This is a genomic window from Gammaproteobacteria bacterium (assembly GCA_028819075.1).
Classification (GTDB): Bacteria; Gemmatimonadota; Gemmatimonadetes; order Longimicrobiales; family Gaopeijiaceae; genus BD2-11.
Genome location: JAPPMM010000039.1, coordinates 1 through 18,155 on the forward strand (window position 1 = coordinate 1; position 18,155 = coordinate 18,155).

General features: G+C 69.2%; 13 protein-coding genes and 1 pseudogene. 9 read left to right on the forward strand and 5 right to left on the reverse strand.

The genetic code is table 11. From position 1 onward, the window contains the following. The first annotated feature begins 91 nt into the window (after nt 1-91). Nucleotides 92-898, forward strand: a complete 807-nt coding sequence (locus OXU32_09025) for a hypothetical protein (protein ID MDE0074090.1) — start codon at nt 92-94, stop codon at nt 896-898. A 30-nt stretch (nt 899-928) separates the two neighbouring features. Here the strand turns inward: OXU32_09025 and OXU32_09030 are convergent, their stop codons facing one another. After that, nucleotides 929-2,302 carry a hypothetical protein gene (locus tag OXU32_09030; protein ID MDE0074091.1) on the reverse strand — a complete coding sequence of 458 codons (1,374 nt, stop codon included), beginning with the start codon at nt 2,300-2,302 and terminating at the stop codon, nt 929-931. A 157-nt stretch (nt 2,303-2,459) separates the two neighbouring features. Here OXU32_09030 and OXU32_09035 point away from each other — a divergent pair, with 157 nt between their 5' ends. The 3 genes and pseudogenes from OXU32_09035 (at nt 2,460) to OXU32_09045 (ending at nt 7,985) form a co-directional block, all read left to right on the forward strand. Continuing rightward, on the forward strand, nt 2,460-3,614 hold the full coding sequence (locus tag OXU32_09035) for a glycosyltransferase family 9 protein (GenBank protein MDE0074092.1): 1,155 nt from the start codon (nt 2,460-2,462) through the stop codon (nt 3,612-3,614). A gap of 176 nt (nt 3,615-3,790) precedes the next feature. Beyond that, nucleotides 3,791-7,378, forward strand: coding sequence for a DNA polymerase III subunit alpha (gene dnaE / locus OXU32_09040; GenBank protein ID MDE0074093.1), 3,588 nt, complete (start codon nt 3,791-3,793; stop codon nt 7,376-7,378). A gap of 328 nt (nt 7,379-7,706) precedes the next feature. Next, nucleotides 7,707-7,985: pseudogene (locus tag OXU32_09045) on the forward strand (septal ring lytic transglycosylase RlpA family protein). Nucleotides 7,986-8,285: 300 nt separating this feature from the next. On the opposite strand, the gene OXU32_09050 reads toward OXU32_09045, so the two are convergent. Next, nucleotides 8,286-8,777: a CYTH domain-containing protein gene (locus OXU32_09050; GenBank protein MDE0074094.1), complete on the reverse strand. Its 492-nt coding sequence runs from the start codon at nt 8,775-8,777 to the stop codon at nt 8,286-8,288. A gap of 214 nt (nt 8,778-8,991) precedes the next feature. Between OXU32_09050 and OXU32_09055 the strand changes: the two genes are divergently transcribed. Continuing rightward, the gene (locus tag OXU32_09055; protein ID MDE0074095.1) at nt 8,992-9,978 is read left to right on the forward strand and encodes an MBL fold metallo-hydrolase; all 987 of its coding nucleotides are present in this window, start codon (nt 8,992-8,994) and stop codon (nt 9,976-9,978) included. Nucleotides 9,979-10,075: 97 nt separating this feature from the next. Here the strand turns inward: OXU32_09055 and OXU32_09060 are convergent, their stop codons facing one another. Together OXU32_09060 and OXU32_09065 are read right to left on the reverse strand one after the other, a co-directional pair. Beyond that, nucleotides 10,076-11,473 (reverse strand): sodium:solute symporter family protein, encoded by a 1,398-nt coding sequence (locus OXU32_09060; protein MDE0074096.1) that lies wholly within the window; start codon nt 11,471-11,473, stop codon nt 10,076-10,078. Beyond that, entirely contained in the window at nt 11,470-12,654 is a 1,185-nt protein-coding gene (locus OXU32_09065) for a P1 family peptidase (protein MDE0074097.1), read from the reverse strand. Before OXU32_09065 ends, OXU32_09060 begins: the two co-directional genes overlap by 4 nt. A 167-nt stretch (nt 12,655-12,821) precedes the next feature. Here OXU32_09065 and OXU32_09070 point away from each other — a divergent pair, with 167 nt between their 5' ends. The 4 genes from OXU32_09070 to OXU32_09085 all read left to right on the forward strand — a co-directional run bounded on the left by OXU32_09070 (nt 12,822) and on the right by OXU32_09085 (nt 17,744). Then, a complete protein-coding gene (locus tag OXU32_09070) occupies nt 12,822-14,072 on the forward strand; it encodes a DUF1015 family protein (GenBank protein ID MDE0074098.1) in 1,251 nt (416 codons plus the stop codon). A 98-nt stretch (nt 14,073-14,170) separates the two neighbouring features. Beyond that, complete coding sequence (locus OXU32_09075) at nt 14,171-15,919, forward strand: amidase (protein ID MDE0074099.1); 1,749 nt, start codon at nt 14,171-14,173, stop codon at nt 15,917-15,919. A gap of 19 nt (nt 15,920-15,938) precedes the next feature. Beyond that, nucleotides 15,939-16,847 carry a cysteine synthase A gene (gene cysK / locus OXU32_09080; GenBank protein ID MDE0074100.1) on the forward strand — a complete coding sequence of 303 codons (909 nt, stop codon included), beginning with the start codon at nt 15,939-15,941 and terminating at the stop codon, nt 16,845-16,847. An 87-nt stretch (nt 16,848-16,934) separates the two neighbouring features. Further along, complete coding sequence (locus OXU32_09085) at nt 16,935-17,744, forward strand: hypothetical protein (GenBank protein MDE0074101.1); 810 nt, start codon at nt 16,935-16,937, stop codon at nt 17,742-17,744. Nucleotides 17,745-17,995: 251 nt separating this feature from the next. On the opposite strand, the gene OXU32_09090 is transcribed toward OXU32_09085, so the two are convergent. Beyond that, nucleotides 17,996-18,139, reverse strand: coding sequence for a hypothetical protein (locus tag OXU32_09090; GenBank protein ID MDE0074102.1), 144 nt, complete (start codon nt 18,137-18,139; stop codon nt 17,996-17,998). Nucleotides 18,140-18,155: the final 16 nt, after the last annotated feature.

Below are 18,155 nucleotides of genomic sequence, written 5' to 3' on the forward strand. Positions count from 1 at the left end.
CGCCCGCTCGACCGGTTCTCCAGAACGCTTGCGTCACGGGGGCGTCCATAGATGAGGATGGGACTGCCGGGCAGGCCGGGAGGCTGATGCGATGCTGATTCGACGACGTGGCAGGACTACGCTCTTCCTCCTTGCGGCGCTCCTGGTTCCGGGGGCGGTTTCGGCTCAGAGCGGAGCCTTCCGCGCGGGCGTCCTCGTCCCGATGGAGCGCGTCAAGGCCACTCTTGCGAAGACGGTCGACAATACCGCGGCCAACACCCTGGTTCCCCCACCGCGGCGCGGGACGCTGGTCATGGACGAGGGTGCCGCCGATACGTGGGGGAGCGGGGTGGGTGCATTCCTCGGCTATCGGGCGCCGCTGGGCGGGAGCGGGTTCCACATGGGCGCGCGCGTGGACGCCGCGCTCCATTTTGCCGCCGTGGACGGGCAGCTGACCGGGGTTGGGGATTCGCCGGGACGCAATCAGCTTGGCGAGAGCTGGCCGGATCAGTGGACGTTCGAGCGGAAGAGAAGCTTCGGCCTGACCATGGAGATCGGCGGCAGTCCGGGCGCATTGGCGTCGATGGATGCGACGCTGTTTCTGCTTGGGGGCATCCGCCTCGCACAGGTCGAGCTGACGAATCGCTTCAACGGCTGCATGCTGCCGGCCGGCTGCGGGCCCTCGGATTTCGTTTCGGGAACCGATGCGCGCGACCTGAACCACCAGGCCTTCACCTTCGGCTTCGGCTTGGAGAAGGGGTTGGGAGACGGGCTCGCGCTGCGCGTCGAAGCCAGCCACACGCCCTACTGCAACGAGCAGTGGACCGCGCAATTCACCGAGGTGGGCGTTACGGTCCCGACCGTTCTGGACGCGGGGGAAACGGGTCTGAAGGTGGGCGTTGTGTGGAGGGGGAGCTGAGGCCGGAGGACGGCTTCTCCCGCTTCTCGCTCATTCCCGGTCCTCCTTCCAGCGTGATCCAGGTTGGGAGCGCAGCAGCCGTAACACCAGGTCGGCAGTGCGCGCCGAGCCGCCGCGGTGTTCCTCGATGACGCGCTGGCCGCTTCGAGCCATGCGGCGGCGGTCGTCCGGATCATCCAGGAGGCGGGTCGCGGCGGCCATGGGGGTGTCCGTCACGGTAATGCCGCCGCCCGCCGCCAGAGCCGAAACCACGTCGGTGAAGTTCTCGTGGTGCGGGCCGATGATGGTCGCGCACCCGGCGGCGACCGCGGGAATGGGATCCGACCCGCCCATGGGTGCGAAGCTTCGGCCCACGATGGCGACATCCGCGAGCGCGTACGCCAGCTCAAGTTCGCCCATGGTGTCGAGGAGGAAGAGGTCGGTGGGGCCGCTCCGGGCGCGGCTTCGGCGGCGGATCGCGGGGTGGAGGGCGGCGACGGCGTCGAACCGCTCCGGCTTTCGGGGCACCAGGAGCAGTTGGGCGGCGGGGGGGCGGGTGGCGATCAGCTCCTTCTCTTCGCCCGGCCCGGTCGATCCGGCGACGATGAGGGGCCGGGTGCGGTCGAGGCCGAGGGCGGTGGCGAGCGCCTCGGCTGCGGCGGGGTCGGGGTCGGAGGGGCGGCTGCCCGGGGGCGGGCGGCTCGAGGTGTCCCATTTCATCGTATCGGTGACCCGCACCCGGTCGCGGGGGACACCCAGGTCGATGAAGCGGTCGGCGTACCCTTCGTTCTGGGCGGCCACGGCCGCGAGCTGGCGGAAGACGGGCTGCAGCCACGCCCGCGCGCGCCGGTAGCCGCGGTAACTGGACGGGCTCAGCCGGCCGTTCACCACGCAGACGGGAATGCCCCGCCTCGTGCACTCGGTCACGAAGTTGGGCCACACCTCCAGCTCGGCGAGGGCCACCACGTCCGGGCGCACGGCGTCCAGGAAGCGGCGCACCATCCAGGAGAGGTCGAGGGGATAACGGACCACCGCGTGTCGGCTCCTGTAAAGTACACGCGCGCGCGCGACCCCGGTGTCGGTGGTGCTGCTCACGACCACCCGCGTACGCGCCGCCAGCAGGCCGACGAGCTGCCGCATCGCGGCAACCTCACCTACGCTGACGCCGTGGACCAGCACGGTGGGGCGGCGGCGAGCAGGAGCACCGCTCACCTCGCCCGCCGCGTGACCGGCGGATCGGTCCACCGAGTCCGCAGGCCCTGGGGGTGCGCCGTCCTTCGGCGAAGAGGGCACGTCGAGCACCCCCACATGTCCGAAGCGCCCCCGCCAGTCGGTCCTCCGCTTCCCGGTGGCGAGCAGGCGAGCTGCAACCACGGGGCTGGCCAGCAGCGCGGCCATCAGGTAGAAGAGGTCGTAGCGGAGCATCTCGTTCAGGTCCCGCGCGTGTCCCCAAGGGTTATCATTCGCCCATCGTCTTCGTTCGACCTCGCCATCATTCGCCTGACGCGAATCTTCACCATCGGGCAGTTCGGCGGTAGTCCTGCCTCCGGCCATGCCGATCAAGAGAGCATCGCAACGCCCCGTGCCAACCTCGCTGTTCGCGCTTCCCGACGCCCCCCGGGCCATCCTTCTCGTGCGCCTCAGCGCGCGCGGTGACGTGCTGCTGGCATCGCCCGTAGTCCAGGCTCTGAGGCGCCGCTATCCGAAGGCGCACATCGCGTGGGCGGTGGAATCCCACGCCCGCAGCATGATCGAACATCACGAGGATCTCGACGAAATCATCGTCTGGGACCGCGCCGCGTGGAAGAGCATGATCCGGGCCGGACGCTGGGGGGCGCTCTGGCGTGCGTTTCGGGAACTTCGCGCGAGGCTTCGGGCGCCCGGATTCGATATCGCTCTCGATCTGCAGGGGCTCCTGCGCAGCGGATGGGTGGCGTGGCTCTCGGGCGCCCGCGTGCGCATCGGGCTGGGCTCGAAGGAGGGCAGCTGGATGCTGATGACCGGCACCGTCCCCCGCCACGGCACGGCCCCCGGGAGCACCAGCCTGCAGTACCCCTACTTCGCGGACGCCCTCGGGCTCCCAGACGACGCGCTGGCGCTGCACCTGGTCCTCAGCGACGGGGAGGAGGACTTCGCGGCACGCTTCATCGCCGACCATGGTCTGGAGGGAGGCTACGCGGCGCTCGCCCCCTTCACCACCCGGCCCCAGAAGCACTGGTTCGAGGACCGCTGGGGCGAGATCGCCGGGCGAATCCGTGCGGAATTGGGCCTGCCCGTGGTCATTCTGGGCGGACCTGCGGATCGCGAAGCCGCGCGGCGCATCGCCGCCGCCGGTGTGGAGCCCAAGGGACCGGGTCGAGCCAGCGGCGTACCGGAGGATAGGCGGGCGGGAGACGAGACCACGGGCTCCGGCTCGCCTCCCCTGATCATCGACCTGACCGGCCGCACGCGCCTCGGCGAAGCGGCGGCCGTGGTGAGGCACGCCGGGCTCTTCCTCGGCGTGGACACCTGCCTTTCGCACGTCTCGGTCGCGTTCCGCCGGCCCTCCGTCCTCCTCTTCGGATCCAACATCCCCTATCGCGAAGCACCGCACGCGCGGGCCCGCATCGCGCTGGAGCTCCAGCCCTGCGCGCCCTGCGGCAACCGGCCAACCTGCGACGGCGCCTTCTGGTGCATGCAGGCGCTCGAAGTGGACGAGGTGTTCGACCTGGCGAGAACGGTGGCCCAACAGCGCTGATCCACCGCTCCGGCGGCACGCGCGGACCGCGCGCGGCCCGGGCGTCGCGCGTCATCGACATCCGCGAAGCGACCCCCAGGGAGCCCCTTTCGCGCCGGGCGCTCTCCTGCATCTATTAGGTGTCCGACGGCGTCGCCCCGGCGTCCTTCCCTCCCGACCCCAGCACCGAGCCGCCCTTGTCCTTCGTCCATCTCCACTGCCACTCGGAGTTCTCGCTTCTCGACGGCGCCAACCGCATCACCGACCTCGTCCGCAAGGCGAAGGAATTCGAGATGCCCGCGCTGGCCCTCACCGACCACGGGTGCCTTTTCGGCGCCTGGACCTTCCGCAAGGCGGCGGAGAAGGAGGGCGTCCGGCCTATCATCGGCATGGAGGCGTACGTGGCTCCCGGCGACCGGCGCCACAAGGAGCCGATGCGCGTGGGCGGGCGCGAGATCAGGAAGCCGTACTACCACCTCGTGTTGCTCGCCCGCGACCGCGAGGGCTACCAGAACCTGATCAAGCTCTCCTCCATCGGGTACCTGGAGGGCTTCTACTACAAGCCGCGCATAGACCGCGAGGTGATCGCGCGCCATTCGGCCGGGCTGATCTGCACCTCCGCGTGCATGGCGGGGGAGGTGGCGCGCCGGCTGGCCGAAGACGACCGGGAGGCGGCGCGCGAGGCGGCGGAGTGGCACGCCAACGTCTTCGGGGACCGGTACTTCCTGGAGGTGCAGGGGCACGACACCCCGGGCCAGGACACGGTGAACGAGAAGGTGTTCCGGCTCGCCGGGGAAACCGGGCTGCCGGTGGTGGCCAGCAATGATGCTCACTTTCTGCACGCCGAGGATCACAGCGCGCACGACATTCTCCTCTGCATCGGGCTCGGAAAGGACCACGACGACGAGAACCGGATGCGCTACGACGAGGGGCTCTACTTCAAGTCGGGCCCCGAAATGGCCGAGCGCTTTCCGGACCATCCCGAAGTGCTGGAGAATACGCTGGCGATCGCCGACCAGGTCGACGTCTCCTTCGAAAAGAAATACTTCCTGCCCGAGTTTCCCATTCCCGGGGACCATAAGGACAGTGACGGCTATCTGCGGCATCTGAGCATCGAGGGGGCGAAGCAGCGCTACGGCGATCCGCTTCCCGACGAAGTGCGCGCGCGCCTTGACTATGAGCTCGACGTCATCGCCGAAACGGGCTACGCGGGATATTTCCTCATTACCTGGGACTTCATGCGCTGGGCCCGCGAACACGGTGTTCCGGTCGGGCCCGGACGGGGCTCCGCCGCCGGTTCGCTGGTGGCCTACTCGCTCTGGATCACCAATATCGATCCCCTGGAGTTCGGACTCCTCTTCGAGCGCTTCCTGAATCCGGAGCGCAAGGAGATGCCGGACATCGACATCGACTTCTGCTTCGAGCGCAGGGGCGAGGTGATCGACTATGTGCGGCGCAAATACGGCCGCGACGCCGTGGGACAGATCATCACCTTCGGCACCATGAAGTCGCGCGCGGTGGTGCGGGATGTAGGCCGGACTCTCGGCTTCAAGCCGAGCGAGACCGACCGCATCGCCAAGATGATCCCCAATCAGCCGGGCCAGGCGCTGACCATTGCGCAGGCGCTGGAGAAGATATCCGACGTCAGGGAGCTGTACCGGACGGACGAGCGCTATCGGAAGCTCTTCGACTATTCGCGCACGCTGGAGGGACTGAGCCGGCACGCGTCGGTGCACGCCGCCGGGGTGGTGATCGCGCCCGGACCGCTCTCCGACTATGTGCCCGTGTGCGTCCAGTCGCGCGGGAGCGGGGTGCGCGGGAACGGCGCGACCCAGGCGCCGGCGAAACAGGGACAGTCACGCGACGGCCCCGCGGATGACGTGGACGTGGTCACGCAGTATGACATGAACTGCGTGGACGACGCGGGCATGCTCAAGATGGACTTTCTGGGGCTCCGCACCCTCACCATCATCCACGACGCGGTCGAACTGGTGAAGGCGAAGTACGGGGCGCTGCGCCACCCGGAAACGGGCGCGGTCTATCCGACCATGGACGACGTTCCACTGGACGACGCGCGTGTCTACGAGATGCTCGCGCGCGGAGGCACGTCGGGCGTGTTCCAGTTCGAGTCCGCGCTGGCCACGGGAAAGCTGCGAGCCATGCGCTGCGACCGCTTCGAGGATCTGGTCGCCACCAACGCCCTGATCCGGCCCGGTCCCCTCGACTCCGGAATGACCGACGTCTATATCCGGCGCAAGCTGGGACAGGAGCCAGTCACCTATCCGCATCCCGAGCTGGAGGAATTGCTCGAGCCCACCTACGGCATCATCGTCTATCAGGAGCAGGTGATGCGCATCGTGAATATCCTCGCGGGCTATTCGCTGGGCGAGGCCGACGTCGTGCGCAAGGCGGTGGGCAAGAAGATCCCGGAGCTGATTCGCGCCGAGCTGGCGACCTTCCGGGAGCGCGCCACGGGCAAGGGGGTGGACCCGCAGGTCGCCGGGGAGCTCGCCGACCAGATCGAGACCTTCGGGCGCTACGGCTTCAACCGCGCGCACAGCGCCGGATACTCGCTCCTTTCCTATCACACCGCGTGGCTCAAGTGCCACTATCCCGCCGAGTTCATGGCGGCGCTGCTCTCGTCGGTGCTTTCGAATACCGACCAGGTCGTGAAGTACATTCTCGAGAGCCGCGAGCTGCACCGCTCCATTCCGGGACTCGAGGAGCCCCTCGAGCTGCTGCCGCCGGACGTGAACGAGTCGGGGTGGAAGTTCACGGTTACGGGGGGCGCCCAGATTCGATTCGGGCTCGGGGCGGTGCGCGGGGTCGGGGCGGCTGCGGTCGAGTCGGTGCTCGCGGCGCGGGCAGAGGGCGGGCGTTTCGAGACGCTGTTCGATTTCCTGGATCGCATCGACACGCGCGCGCTCAACAAGCGGGCCTGCGAGGCGCTGATCGCGGCGGGGGCGCTCGACGCCTTCGGACACCGGGGCCAGTTGGTGGCCGGACTGGACATCGCCTACGCCGACGTGAACGCGCGCCAGGCGGATCGGGAGGCCGGCCAGGAATCGCTCTTCGGAGGGCTGGAAGAGGCCGACGATCCGGCGCCGGAGCTTCCCGCGGTCCGCGAGTGGCCGGAACGCAAGCGGCTGGCCCAGGAGAAGGAGGCGCTGGGCTTCTTCATCTCCGGCCATCCGCTGGACCGCTTCAGCGATGCCGTGCACGTCTTCCGGGGGGTGAACACCTCGACGCTGGGCCGGCACGCGAACGCTTCCGTGGAGATACCCTGCGTCGTGACCCAGGTGCAGCGGCAGATCTCGCGCAGGGACAGCTCGGAGTGGGGGCGGATCACCATCGAGGACTTCCACGGCACCGCGCAGGTGCTCGCCTTCCGCGACGCCTGGGCGGCCGGCAGGGAGACCCTGCAGCAGGATGCGGTGGTGCTCATCCGGGGCAAGGTGTCGGGCAGGGAGCGCGACGAGGACGACCCGCCGATCTTCCTCGACGAGGTGGAGGTTCTGAACGACGTCCTCACGTCCGGGCGGCTGGCGCTGCGGATTGCGCTGGATGGGAAAGCCGAAGTCCCGGACGACGCCTTCGCCAGGGCGAAGAAGATGCTCGGGGAACATCCGGGAGACGCCCCGGTGGAAGTGCTATGGCGCCCGGGCAATGGGGAGCGCGACAGGCGGTTGCGCTCCAGGACGCTGAACGTGGATCCGGGGCCCGGGACTTTGCGGGAACTGCGGGAGGTGCTGGGGCAGACGCGGGTGGAGCTCGTGCGGGCGTAGGAGTGGTGGGGACGGGGGCGCGGTTCGAGGTGCAGGACGGAGGGTTCGGCCAGGTTACTGACATGATATGATGTCTGCTGGTGATTTACTGGTGATATGGCGCCTCGACGGCGGGCGTCGGTTCCCGGGACGGTTGGCGCTGCTTCTGGTGCTGCTGGGGGCGACGGGATGTTTCCGTGTGAACACCCCGCGTGCAGCGCGGGCCGCTCTCCCCCCCGACGCGCGGCCGCGGCAGGAATACAAGTCGCGTCTGGGCAATCCCGCGTTCTACGACGAGTTGGGCGTTCGCTACCGCGTGCTGCAGACGAGCAAGGATTATATACAGCGCGGGATCGCTTCATGGTACGGCGACCCCTTCCACGGCCGGACAACCTCCACGGGCGAGACCTACGACATGTACGCCATGACGGCGGCGCACAAGACGCTCCCGCTCCCCACCTACGTGCGCGTCACGGACCTCGACACGGGCAACCGGGTGGTGGTGCGGGTGAACGACCGGGGGCCGTTCGTGGAGGGGCGCGTCATCGACCTCTCCTATATCGCGGCGGTGAAGCTCGGTATCGCCGACAGGGGGACCGCGCGGGTGGAAGTGCGGGCGCTCGACCCGCCCGCGGTGGATCCGCCGCCGACGGCGGGTTCGGGTCCAGGGCCGCATTCGCGCCCACCGGGTCGGTGACGATCCGGGCTCAGCCCACGAGCCCTCGTCATTCGTCGTCCACACCACTCTGCGGAGTGTTGCCAAACCGAAAAGGCAACAATGTGTTGCATCCCCGGAAAAGCAACGATTTGTTGCATCTGCGGAAATGCAACACGCTGCGGAGGGACCCCGGTAACCGTTAGCACTCCGTGGTGAATGCGCGCCCGCACCGAGAGTGGAGACGCGTCGCGGCTGCCGGTTCCGCGAGCCCTAATCCCGGTCCCAGGTGGTGAAGGGACGCTCCACCAGGTTGGTGTTCAGGTAGCGCGGGTCGTCGGTGACCTCCTCACCCAGCCATTGGGGATGGGCGAATGTCTGGTCCTCATGGGACAACTCGATCTCGGCGACTACCAGGCCGGCGTTTTCGGCGTGGAACTCGTCGACTTCCCAGATGTGTCCGTCGGGCCCGGGGATGTCGTAGCGGGTCTTCTCGATGAACGGGCGCCGGCATAGTTCGCTGAGCATCTGAATCGCGTCCGCGAGCGGAATCGCATATTCGAACTCGGAGGCGCGCGGGCCGACCTTGTTGCCCTTCACGTTCAGCGTGGCCCGTTCGCCGGCCGTGCGCACGCGCACCGAGCGGGTGCTGGAGGTGGACAGGTAGCCCTGCCGGATGCGGACCCCGGTCGCGCCGGACCTCGATAGAGCGGCCCTCCATGCATCGGACCGCACCAGAAACTTGCGTTCGATCTCGTGCGCCATCGCGGTCTTTGCCTGCCCCCCGGGTTGCGTGGCGGATTCCTGACAATCCAAACTGCGGCTCGACAGCCGGTCGCCAACAGGGGCGCTCACAAGGTCATCCGGGACCGCCGCGGCGAACATAGGAGCATGTGAAATGGATGGATCGTTGCAGGAGCAGGGGTTGCCGAAGGCGTACCGAGGACCGAAGAAGTACCGGGGGCCGACGGAGCGCGGGATGGGCGAGCGACGTGAGGTGCGCGGGCAAGGTGGGGCGGGGGTCTCCCGCCGGGAATTCCTGGGTGCGGCGGCCGGGGCTGCCCTCCTCGGTCCCGGCTTGTCGTCGTGGCGGCGGGCGGATCCCTACGTGCTGGTGTTGGGGGTGGCCCAGGATGGCGGCATGCCCCAAACCGGGTGCTACGCGCCCAGGTGCGACCGGGCCCGCGAACGCGACCAGCCCCGCTATGTGTCCTCGCTCGCCATCGTGGAGCCCGACGCCGGCCGGTACTACCTGGTGGACGCCTCTCCCGATCTCCGCCAGCAGATGGACCTGATCGACGCTCCGGGTTTCAGAGCGCGCGCCCAGGAGCGGCGGCCCTTCGACGGGATCTTTCTGACCCACGCGCACATGGGGCACTACCTGGGACTCGCCCACCTGGGGCGGGAAGGCCTGGGGATCGCCCCCACGCCGTGCTATTGCAGCCCCGAGATGGCGGGCTTTCTCGCATCCAACGGCCCCTGGAGCCTGCTTGTGGACGAGGGCCGTCTCGATCTGCGCCCCGTCGAGTTCGACCGCTGGTACGAGGTCGACGACAGCCTTTCCGCCATGGCCACCCCCGTCCCCCATCGTCCCGAGTTCTCGGACACGGTCGGCTGGACCTTCCGGGGTCCGAGCCGCTCCCTCCTCTATCTCCCGGACATCGACAGCTGGGAGGCGTGGGACCGGGATGTCGCGGAGGTCGTGCGCGGCGTGGACGTAGCCCTGCTGGACGGCTCCTTCTACAGCCCCGGCGAGGTTCCGGGGCGCAACATCGAGGACATCCCCCATCCCATGGTGCCGCACACGATGGATCTGCTGCAGGAGGTCGCGCGGGGCGAGACGGAGGTCGCGTTCATCCACCTGAACAACACCAACCCCGCGCTGGATGAGGGTTCGGCGGAGGCCCGGGAGATCGCGAGCCGCGGGTTCTCGGTGGCGACGGAGGGGCAGAGATTCGGGCTGTAGAACGGGCTTGGCGGGCGGACGCTGAGGGGCGGCGGGATGGTTTGGCGGGCGGGCCGGCTCGGGTCCCGGCACGGGATGCCCGGGGGGGGGCCGCTTGCTATTGCGGGTCGCGACGGAGGATCGCCCGTGCGCCCAGCACCACGCCGAACCCGATGGCGGAGCCGAGCAGGCCGACGACGCTGGCGGTGAGCAGCGGCGGCAGGTTGTCGATGAGGCCGGTGCGGACCGCCACCCAGAGCATCACCCCGAATGCGATCGCGGCGAGAGCCTCGGGTGAGCCGGCGCGGCGCGTGTAGAGGCCACCCAGGACAGGCACGAACAGGCTGACGGCGAGCAGCGCGTAGAAGATCGTGAGGGCCTCGATGACCCCGGGGAGCACGGCTGCCAAGAGGATGCCCAGCGCGCCGCCGGTGAGCGCCGCGATGCGCGCCACCCGCAGGACGGAGGCGTCGGAGGCGTCGGGGCGGACGAAGCGGCGGTAGAGGTCGCGCGAGAGCGACGTCGAGAGCATGAAAAGGATGGCGTCCGAGGAGCTGAGTTCCGCAGAGAAGACGGCGGCGAGGCCGAGGGTGCCGAGCCACAGGGGAACGCCCACGGTGAGCACGAGCGGAAGGGCGAACTCGTGGTCGGCCAGCGCCGGTTCGTAGACGCGCGCGACCATTCCCAAGAGCGGCGGGACGGCGGCGAAGACCAGCAGGGCCACCGCGGTGGCGGCGAGGCCTATGCGGATCGCGCGGGCGTCGACCGCGCCGTAGGCCTTCTGGATGAGGCCCGGGGAGATGACGAAGCCGGGCGCCACCAGGGCGAGGTAGATCCAGCCGGATTCGCCGCCCTGCCAGAAGTTCATGCCGTCGGCGGGCGCGGCGGCGACTACCGCCTCCCAGCCGCCCGCGGCGGACATCGCCCAGGGGAGCGCGATCCCGAACCCGGCGACCATGACGACCAGCTGCACCAGGTTGACCCACGCGGCCACCATGAGCCCGCCGGCGGCGAAGTAGGTGGTGGCGACCACGCCGCCCACCACCACCCCCCATCCCCGCGGCCACCCGGCCACGACCGTGAAGATATCGGACATCGCGATGAGCTGGCCGGCCAGCAGCGCGAGCGTCCCCAGCCACAGCAGCACGGCGATGATCGCCCGCACCGAGGGGCCGTAGCGGTCGTCGAGGTAGTCGCCCAGGGTGAGGTGGCCGCGGGCGCGCGCGACCGCCCAGATGCGCGGCCCGACCCAGAGCGCGAGCACCAGGGTGCCGACCCCCGCGGAGCCCACCCACCACCAGCCCGCGAGGCCGTCCCGGTAGCCCAGTCCGGCCGCGCCGATGGTGGTGCCCGCGCCGATGTTGGCGGCGAGGACGGTGGCGAACAGCAGGCCGGGGCCGAGCGACCGGCCCGCCACGAAGAAGCCGCCCGCGCTGGAGACCCGCCGCCCCAGCCAGAGCCCGAGGCCGATCAGCCCGGCCGAGTAGGCGAGCAGGAGGAGGAGGGTGGTGTTCAAGGGTGCGGGGTGGGGGTGGGTTGCCGGGCGGCGGCGGGCTGCGGGACCGGTGTGGGTTGCGGGGCGGTGGGATGCTCCGATGGGTCGGGGTGGTCGGGCGGCGGGGCCTGCAGGTCGGCGGCGGCGGGGAGGCCGGGGAGGGGGGTCGCGCTGCGCACGGCGTCCAGGATCGCCGCCGCAACCACGTCGGCCGCAAGCGCGCCCACCTGCCCGACGCTCGCCCGCGCGCTGTCGGCGAGGGTGCCCGTGGCGAGCGAGAAGGTGGTGTCGCCGTCGCCGGGGGTGTGCACCGGGTAGATCGCGCGGGCGTACCCGTCCTGGGCCATCAAGGCTACCCGGCTGGCTTCCGCCTTGGTGAGGCGCGCGTTGGTGGCGACCACCCCGATGGTCGTGTTCCGGCCGGCGGACCCGCCCGATGGTCCTCCTGCGCGCAGGAGGACGCGGGCGTCCGCCAGGGTGGTCCCGTCGTCGCTGCGCACGCCCGCGACCACCCGGCCGGTCGCGGGGTCGATCACGTCGCCCACCGCGTTGACCGCCACCAGGGCGGCCACCACCAGCCCGCTGGGCAGCGTGATGGAGGCGCTACCGACCCCGCCTTTCATCGCGCGGCCCATCCCCGCCAGCTTGCCGACGGTAGCGCCCGCGCCCGCCCCGACGCTCCCCGATCGTACCGGATCGCCGGTCGCGCCGACCGCGGCCTGGTACCCGCACTCGGGTCCGGGACGCACGGTCCAGTCCCCGCCCACGCCCAGATCGTACAGGATGGCCGCGCTCACGATCGGTACGCGAACGACCGGGCCGACCGGGTATCCCACCCCTTGCTCCTCCAGGTAGCGCACCACCCCGCTGGCGGCGTCCAGCCCGAAGGCGCTGCCGCCGGCGAGCACGACGGCGTTCACGATCGCGACGGTGTTGACCGGGTCGAGCAGGTCGGTCTCGCGCGTGCCGGGCGCCCCTCCCCGCACATCCACGCCCCCCACGGTGCCTTCGGGCGCCAGCACCACCGTGCACCCGGTAGGACGCTCCGCAAGAGTGTGGTGACCCACTCGGATGCCGGGTACGTCGGCCAGCCCGCCGCCGGGAGCGAAGCCGCCGGTCTCCTGCGACCATCCCGGGCCGGCGCACAGGAACAGCAGGGCGGTGGCGACGCCGGTAGAGCGCGCGAACGAAGAATACCGCATGGTGGACAATCTCCAACCGGGATCGCGGGATGGGAAGCCCGGCCATTCTTCGGCGGGCGTCCCACGAGCGCACCATGACCTGCCCATCCCGCCTGATTGCCGCCCGGCCCTCCCCAGGCGATCTTCCGACCGCTCCGCCGAATCCACTATCCCCGCGCCCCCGGCCCGTGATCACCATCCGCCCCATCCGCCGCGCGCTCGTGCCGGTCGACGCCGCAGCAGCAGACCGCGTCAGCGCCCCCAACTACGACGAGTTCCAGAGCGACGAAGAAGTGCGCGCGCTGATCCGGCGGACTCCCGAGAGTGTGCTCCGCGTGACCATGCCGCACTGCGATCCGGGGGCGGAGGACGAAGTCGCCGCCGAATCTCCTCCCGCGCTCGCGCGCGCCGCCGCCAACATGCGGGCGCTCATCGACAGCGACAGCGTGCGCGCCGCGCACGATCTGCTCTACGTCTACCGCATCGACGACCCCGCCCGTCCCAGCATTGACCAGATCGGCCTCGGTGGCATGGCGCGCATCGACGAGATCCGGACCGACGCCAGCCCGGCCGCCCCCATCATCCGCAACGAGGGCGTCCGCGAACCGAAGGCGCGCGGGCGGGCGCAGCTCATCGAGGCCACCTCCGCGTTCATCGGCACGGTCAACTGCGCCGTTCCGGACAAATCGGGGGCGTTCGCCCGCGCCCTCGAGCGACTCGCGTCGGAGCGCGGGCCCGACCACGGAGCCGACGACAGCCGCGGGTGCCGCCACGACATCTGGCTGATCGACGACGCCTCCATCCAGGCGCGCCTGATCGCGCTCGCAGCCGCCGAGCCGGAGGCCTACGTCGCCGACGGCAACCACCGCAGCGCGGCCGCCGCGATGCTCGACCGCGAGCACTTCCTGTGCGTCTTCTTCCCTCTGGAGCGCATGTCGCTGGCGCCCTACAACCGCCTCGTGCGCGACGTCGGCCTGGAGGACGAGGTGGTGCTCGCGGGTCTCCGCGAACGCTTTGCGATCGAGGAGGTCCCGGGAGCGCATCAGCCCGCCCGAACGCACCAGATTGGCCTTTACACCGGACGCGCCTGGTACCGCCTGCGCCCGCTTCCCGGCAGCTACGACGAGCGCAACGCGGTCGAATGCATCGACGCCGACATCGTCCAGCGCAACTTCTTCGAAGCCGTCCTCGGCATCGCCGAACCGGGCGATCACAGGCTCAACTTCGTGGGAGGCGACCGCGACCTCGACTTCCTGCAGGCCGGTGTGGACAGTGGCAGGTACCGCTACGCGGTCACGCTCGCGCCCGTCACCCTTCGCCAATTCGCGGCTGTGTGTCGCCAGAATCGCATCATGCCGCCCAAGTCGACCTGGTTTCAGCCCAAGATCCGCAGCGGGCTGGTGATTGCGCTGGAAGCGGAGTCGCCGCAGCCGAAATAGCCCGACGCCGACCGAAGGCGCCGCGGTTGGCACCGCCGGCCCATGGTCCCCATTTTCATGGGTGCCCCCATCAGACCGCAGGACCGGAGGTTGTCCCGATGCTCGACTCCAATTCCACCCGACGACGTTTCATGGCCCATTTCGCCGGAACCGGGCTGGGCGCCACCCTCCTCCCCGGCGTGCTCTGGGCCAGAATGCAGGAGGCCGGTGCCCGGGAAGTCACCGCCGAGATGCTGGGCGACGCGCTGGCGATTTCGGGTCTCGACTTCAGCGAGGAGGAGCGCGAACGCATGCTCGAGTCGGTGAACGACCGGCTGAGCGATTATCAGGAACTTCATGAACTGAAGATCCCGAACGACATCTCGCCGCCCTTCCACTTCAACCCGCTGGTCCCGGGCATGCAGGTGGACCGGTCGGTCACTCCGTTCAGGATGAGCGACCTGCCGAGGATCGAGCGGCCCTCGAACCTCGAAGACGTCGCATTCTGGACCGTGCGGGAGCTCGCGGAGCTCGTTCGCACCCGGCAGGTGAGTTCGGTCGAACTGACCGAGATGTACCTGCAGCGCCTGGAACGCTACAACCCGCTGCTCAACTGCGTGGTCACCCTCACCGACGAGCTGGCGCTGGCCCAGGCGCGCGCGGCCGACCGTGAGATCGCCGCCGGACGGTACCGCGGGCCGCTGCACGGAATCCCGTGGGGCGCAAAGGACATCATTGCGACCCGCGGCTACAAGACCACCTGGGGCTCACCCGCCTACCAGGACCAGGTCATCGACATGGACGCGTCGATCATCGAGATGCTGCGTGACGCGGGCGCGGTGCTGGTCGCCAAGCTGACCACCGGCGAGCTGGCCGGAGGAGACCAGTGGTTCGGGGGCCAGACGATGAACCCGTGGGACCCGTCGACGGGCTCCGGTGGTTCCTCGGCGGGTCCGGGATCCGCTACCGCAGCCGGGCTTGTGGGCTTCTCGATCGGAACCGAGACCAGCGGCTCCATCCTGGGACCCTCGTCGCGCTGCGGCCTGAGCGGGCTTCGTCCGACGCTGGGCCGGATCAGCCGGTACGGGGTGATGGCGCTCTCCTGGACCCAGGATCGACTGGGCCCGATGTGCCGCTCCGCCGAGGACTGCGCGCTGGTGATGCGGGCGATTTCGCGTCCCGACGGCCTCGACCTGAGCGTGCAGGACCTCCCCTTCAACTGGGACGGCACCCGCTCGGCCACCCGGCTGCGGGTCGGGTACCTGGAGGGGGCGTTCGAGGAGATCGAGGAAACCGACTACCGAACCGCGCACCAGCGCACCCTCGAGGAGCTCGAGTCCCTCGGTTTCATGCTGACGCCCATTCACATCCCCGAATGGTCGATCAACGTCACCGCGCACAGCGTGGAGATGGCGGTCTTCTTCGACGAGCTGCTCCGTTCCGGCAGAGCGGAACTGCTGGGCCGCCAGACGCGTGCCGACGGTTTACGCTCCGCGAGGGTGATTCCCGCGGTCGAGTACCTGCAGTCGCAGCGCGCGCGCACCATGATGATGATGCAGCTCGCGGAGGCGACCTCGGGGGTGGATGTCTATCTCATCCCGCGGGGGCCGCGCCGCCCGCCGGGGCAGCAGTCCGATGAGCCGCCGCCGTACAGCCATGGCCGCAACGCGAGCAGCATGACCAACTACGCGACCCATCCGGCCCTTGCGGTGCCCAACGGCTTCAACGATGCCGGGCTCCCGACGAGCATGACCTTCTGTGCCCAACCTTTCCGCGAGACCGAGCTGTTGACCGTGGCGCGCGCGTACCAGGACGCCACCGACCACCACAGGCAATACCCGGATCTGGACAGCGCGGCGTCCGGGTAGGTACCCCCGGGCAGCCACCATGATCGATGCACTGATCGGACGGACGCCGACGCTGCGCCTCGCGCGCGTCGTGGAGCCGACCATGGCGGAGGTGTGGCTCAAGCTGGAGGGCATGAATCCCGCCGGGTCGATCAAGGACCGGACCGCGCGGGCGATGGTCGACGATGCCGAGGCACGTGGGCTGCTCAAGCCCGGAGGCACCATCGTCGAACCCACCTCCGGGAATACCGGCATCGGCTTGGCGCAGATCGCGGCCTGGCGCGGATACAGGCTCATCCTCTGCATGCCGTCGTCGATGAGCGAAGAGCGCAAGCGGACTCTGTCGGCGTACGGAGCCGATTTCGTGCTCACCGACCCGGAGCGGCGCATGCTTGCGGCGAGAGAGGAAGCCGAGCGCATCGCATCGGAGACAGGCGCCTTCTACCCGGACCAGTTCTCCAATCCCGCCAATCCGCGCATCCACTACGAGACCACCGGGCCGGAACTCTGGGCCGACATGAAGGGGCGCATCGATGTTTTTGTGTACGGATCGGGGACCGGCGGGACCATCAGCGGGGCCGGGCGGTTCCTGAAGAAGATGGATCCGCGCATCCAGGTGGTGGCGGTCGAGCCGGCGCGCTCGCCCGTCATTTCGGGCGGCGAACGCGGGCAGCACCAGTTCCAGGGAATGGGACCGGGCTTCATCCCGGAGAACCTGGACCGGACCGTGCTCGACCGCGTGATGACGGTGTACGAAGAGGATGCGTTCCCATTGGGGCGGCGCCTCGCCCGCGAGGAAGGCCTCTTCCTGGGGATGAGCAGCGGCGGCATCGTATACGCCGCGCTTCAGATCGCGCGCGAAATCGGGCCCGGCCATCGCGTCGCCGCCATCTCGCCCGACGACGGCGCGCGCTACCTGACTACGACGTTGTATTCGCCGGAAGGGTAGCGCGAGCCGACCGCATCCCGGCGCTGGCAGCGGGACTCGCCCGTGTCTAGTATTTCGGTGTCTGCCCATCAGTACATGGAGGAGCCCATGCGTGTCATCTCTTTCCCGGTCATTCGTCGTGTTCCCGCTGTCCTTGTCGCCGCCGCCCTCTGGACATCGGCATGCTCTCCGGCGGACGACGGACCCCGCACGTACTTCGAGGACCCGGACCTCCAACGCATCTACGCGCGCATGATGGAGGAGATGGCGCCGGACGGGGGATGGGAGCGGGTGCGCTACATCGCGTTCGACCGGGTTGTGGACCGCGGGGGCCCGGTCCTCGATCGGCGTTCCCACCGGTGGGATGTCTGGGGCGGGATGTACCGCATGGCGGGAAGCTCGGGGGACCAGGAAATCGTGGCCGTGATCAACACCGGCAATCCCGCCGAGGGCGAACGCATCTGGCTTGATGGCGAACTCGTCACCGACCCGGCCGTTTCCGACTCACTCGCGGACCGCGCCCACGGCAGTTTCATCAACGACACCTACTGGTTCCTGATGCCCTACAAGTGGGCCGACCCGGGGGTCAACACCGTCTATCTGGGGGAGATGGCGATGGACGGCCGAGCCTACGAAGTGGCAGAACTCACTTTCGACGCCGTCGGGCGCACCCCCCAGAACAAGTACCGCGGCTGGGTCGATCCTGAAACGGGGCTGATGGCCTACTGGCAGCACTGGCGCACCGCCAGCGACCCGGAGCCCGCCTTCACGCTGGCCTGGACGGAGTGGACGCGGCACGGCCCGCTCCTGCTCTCCGCGGGCCGTCCGGATTCCACCGGCTACTCACGCGTCAACTTCGAGAACATGGAAGCGTCGCTCGAGTTGCCGGGGGGGATGTTCGAGGGACCGGGGAGCTGACGACCCCAGTCCCGGTAAGACATGCTGGCTGCTCTCTGAATTCGCACCGAGGCTGAACGGTCGATTAAGGGAGTGAGATCAGAATCCAAGACCGCGTTGCTCATCCAGCGCGTCGCGAGCCGCGCGCCAGAACTTGTTAGCCAATCGGTCCTTGCTATACAACACGAGATAGTATTGCAGGACGTTGCCGTGGCTTAGGCGGACTGCCTCCGCCGCCTCGTGAAGTGTTGTTGCCTGATAGCCAAGGTGGGTCATGCGAGATAGGCGCGCTGAGGCCACTTGTCGTTCATTGCCGTACTGAAGACGGAAACGTAGTGGTTGTGCAGCCTGATCTTGCGGAGCGAATGCTCCTTGATGGACGGCGTGTAGTGGCCGTCATCTTCCAGTCCGCCCACGTGGGGTGTGTCAGCC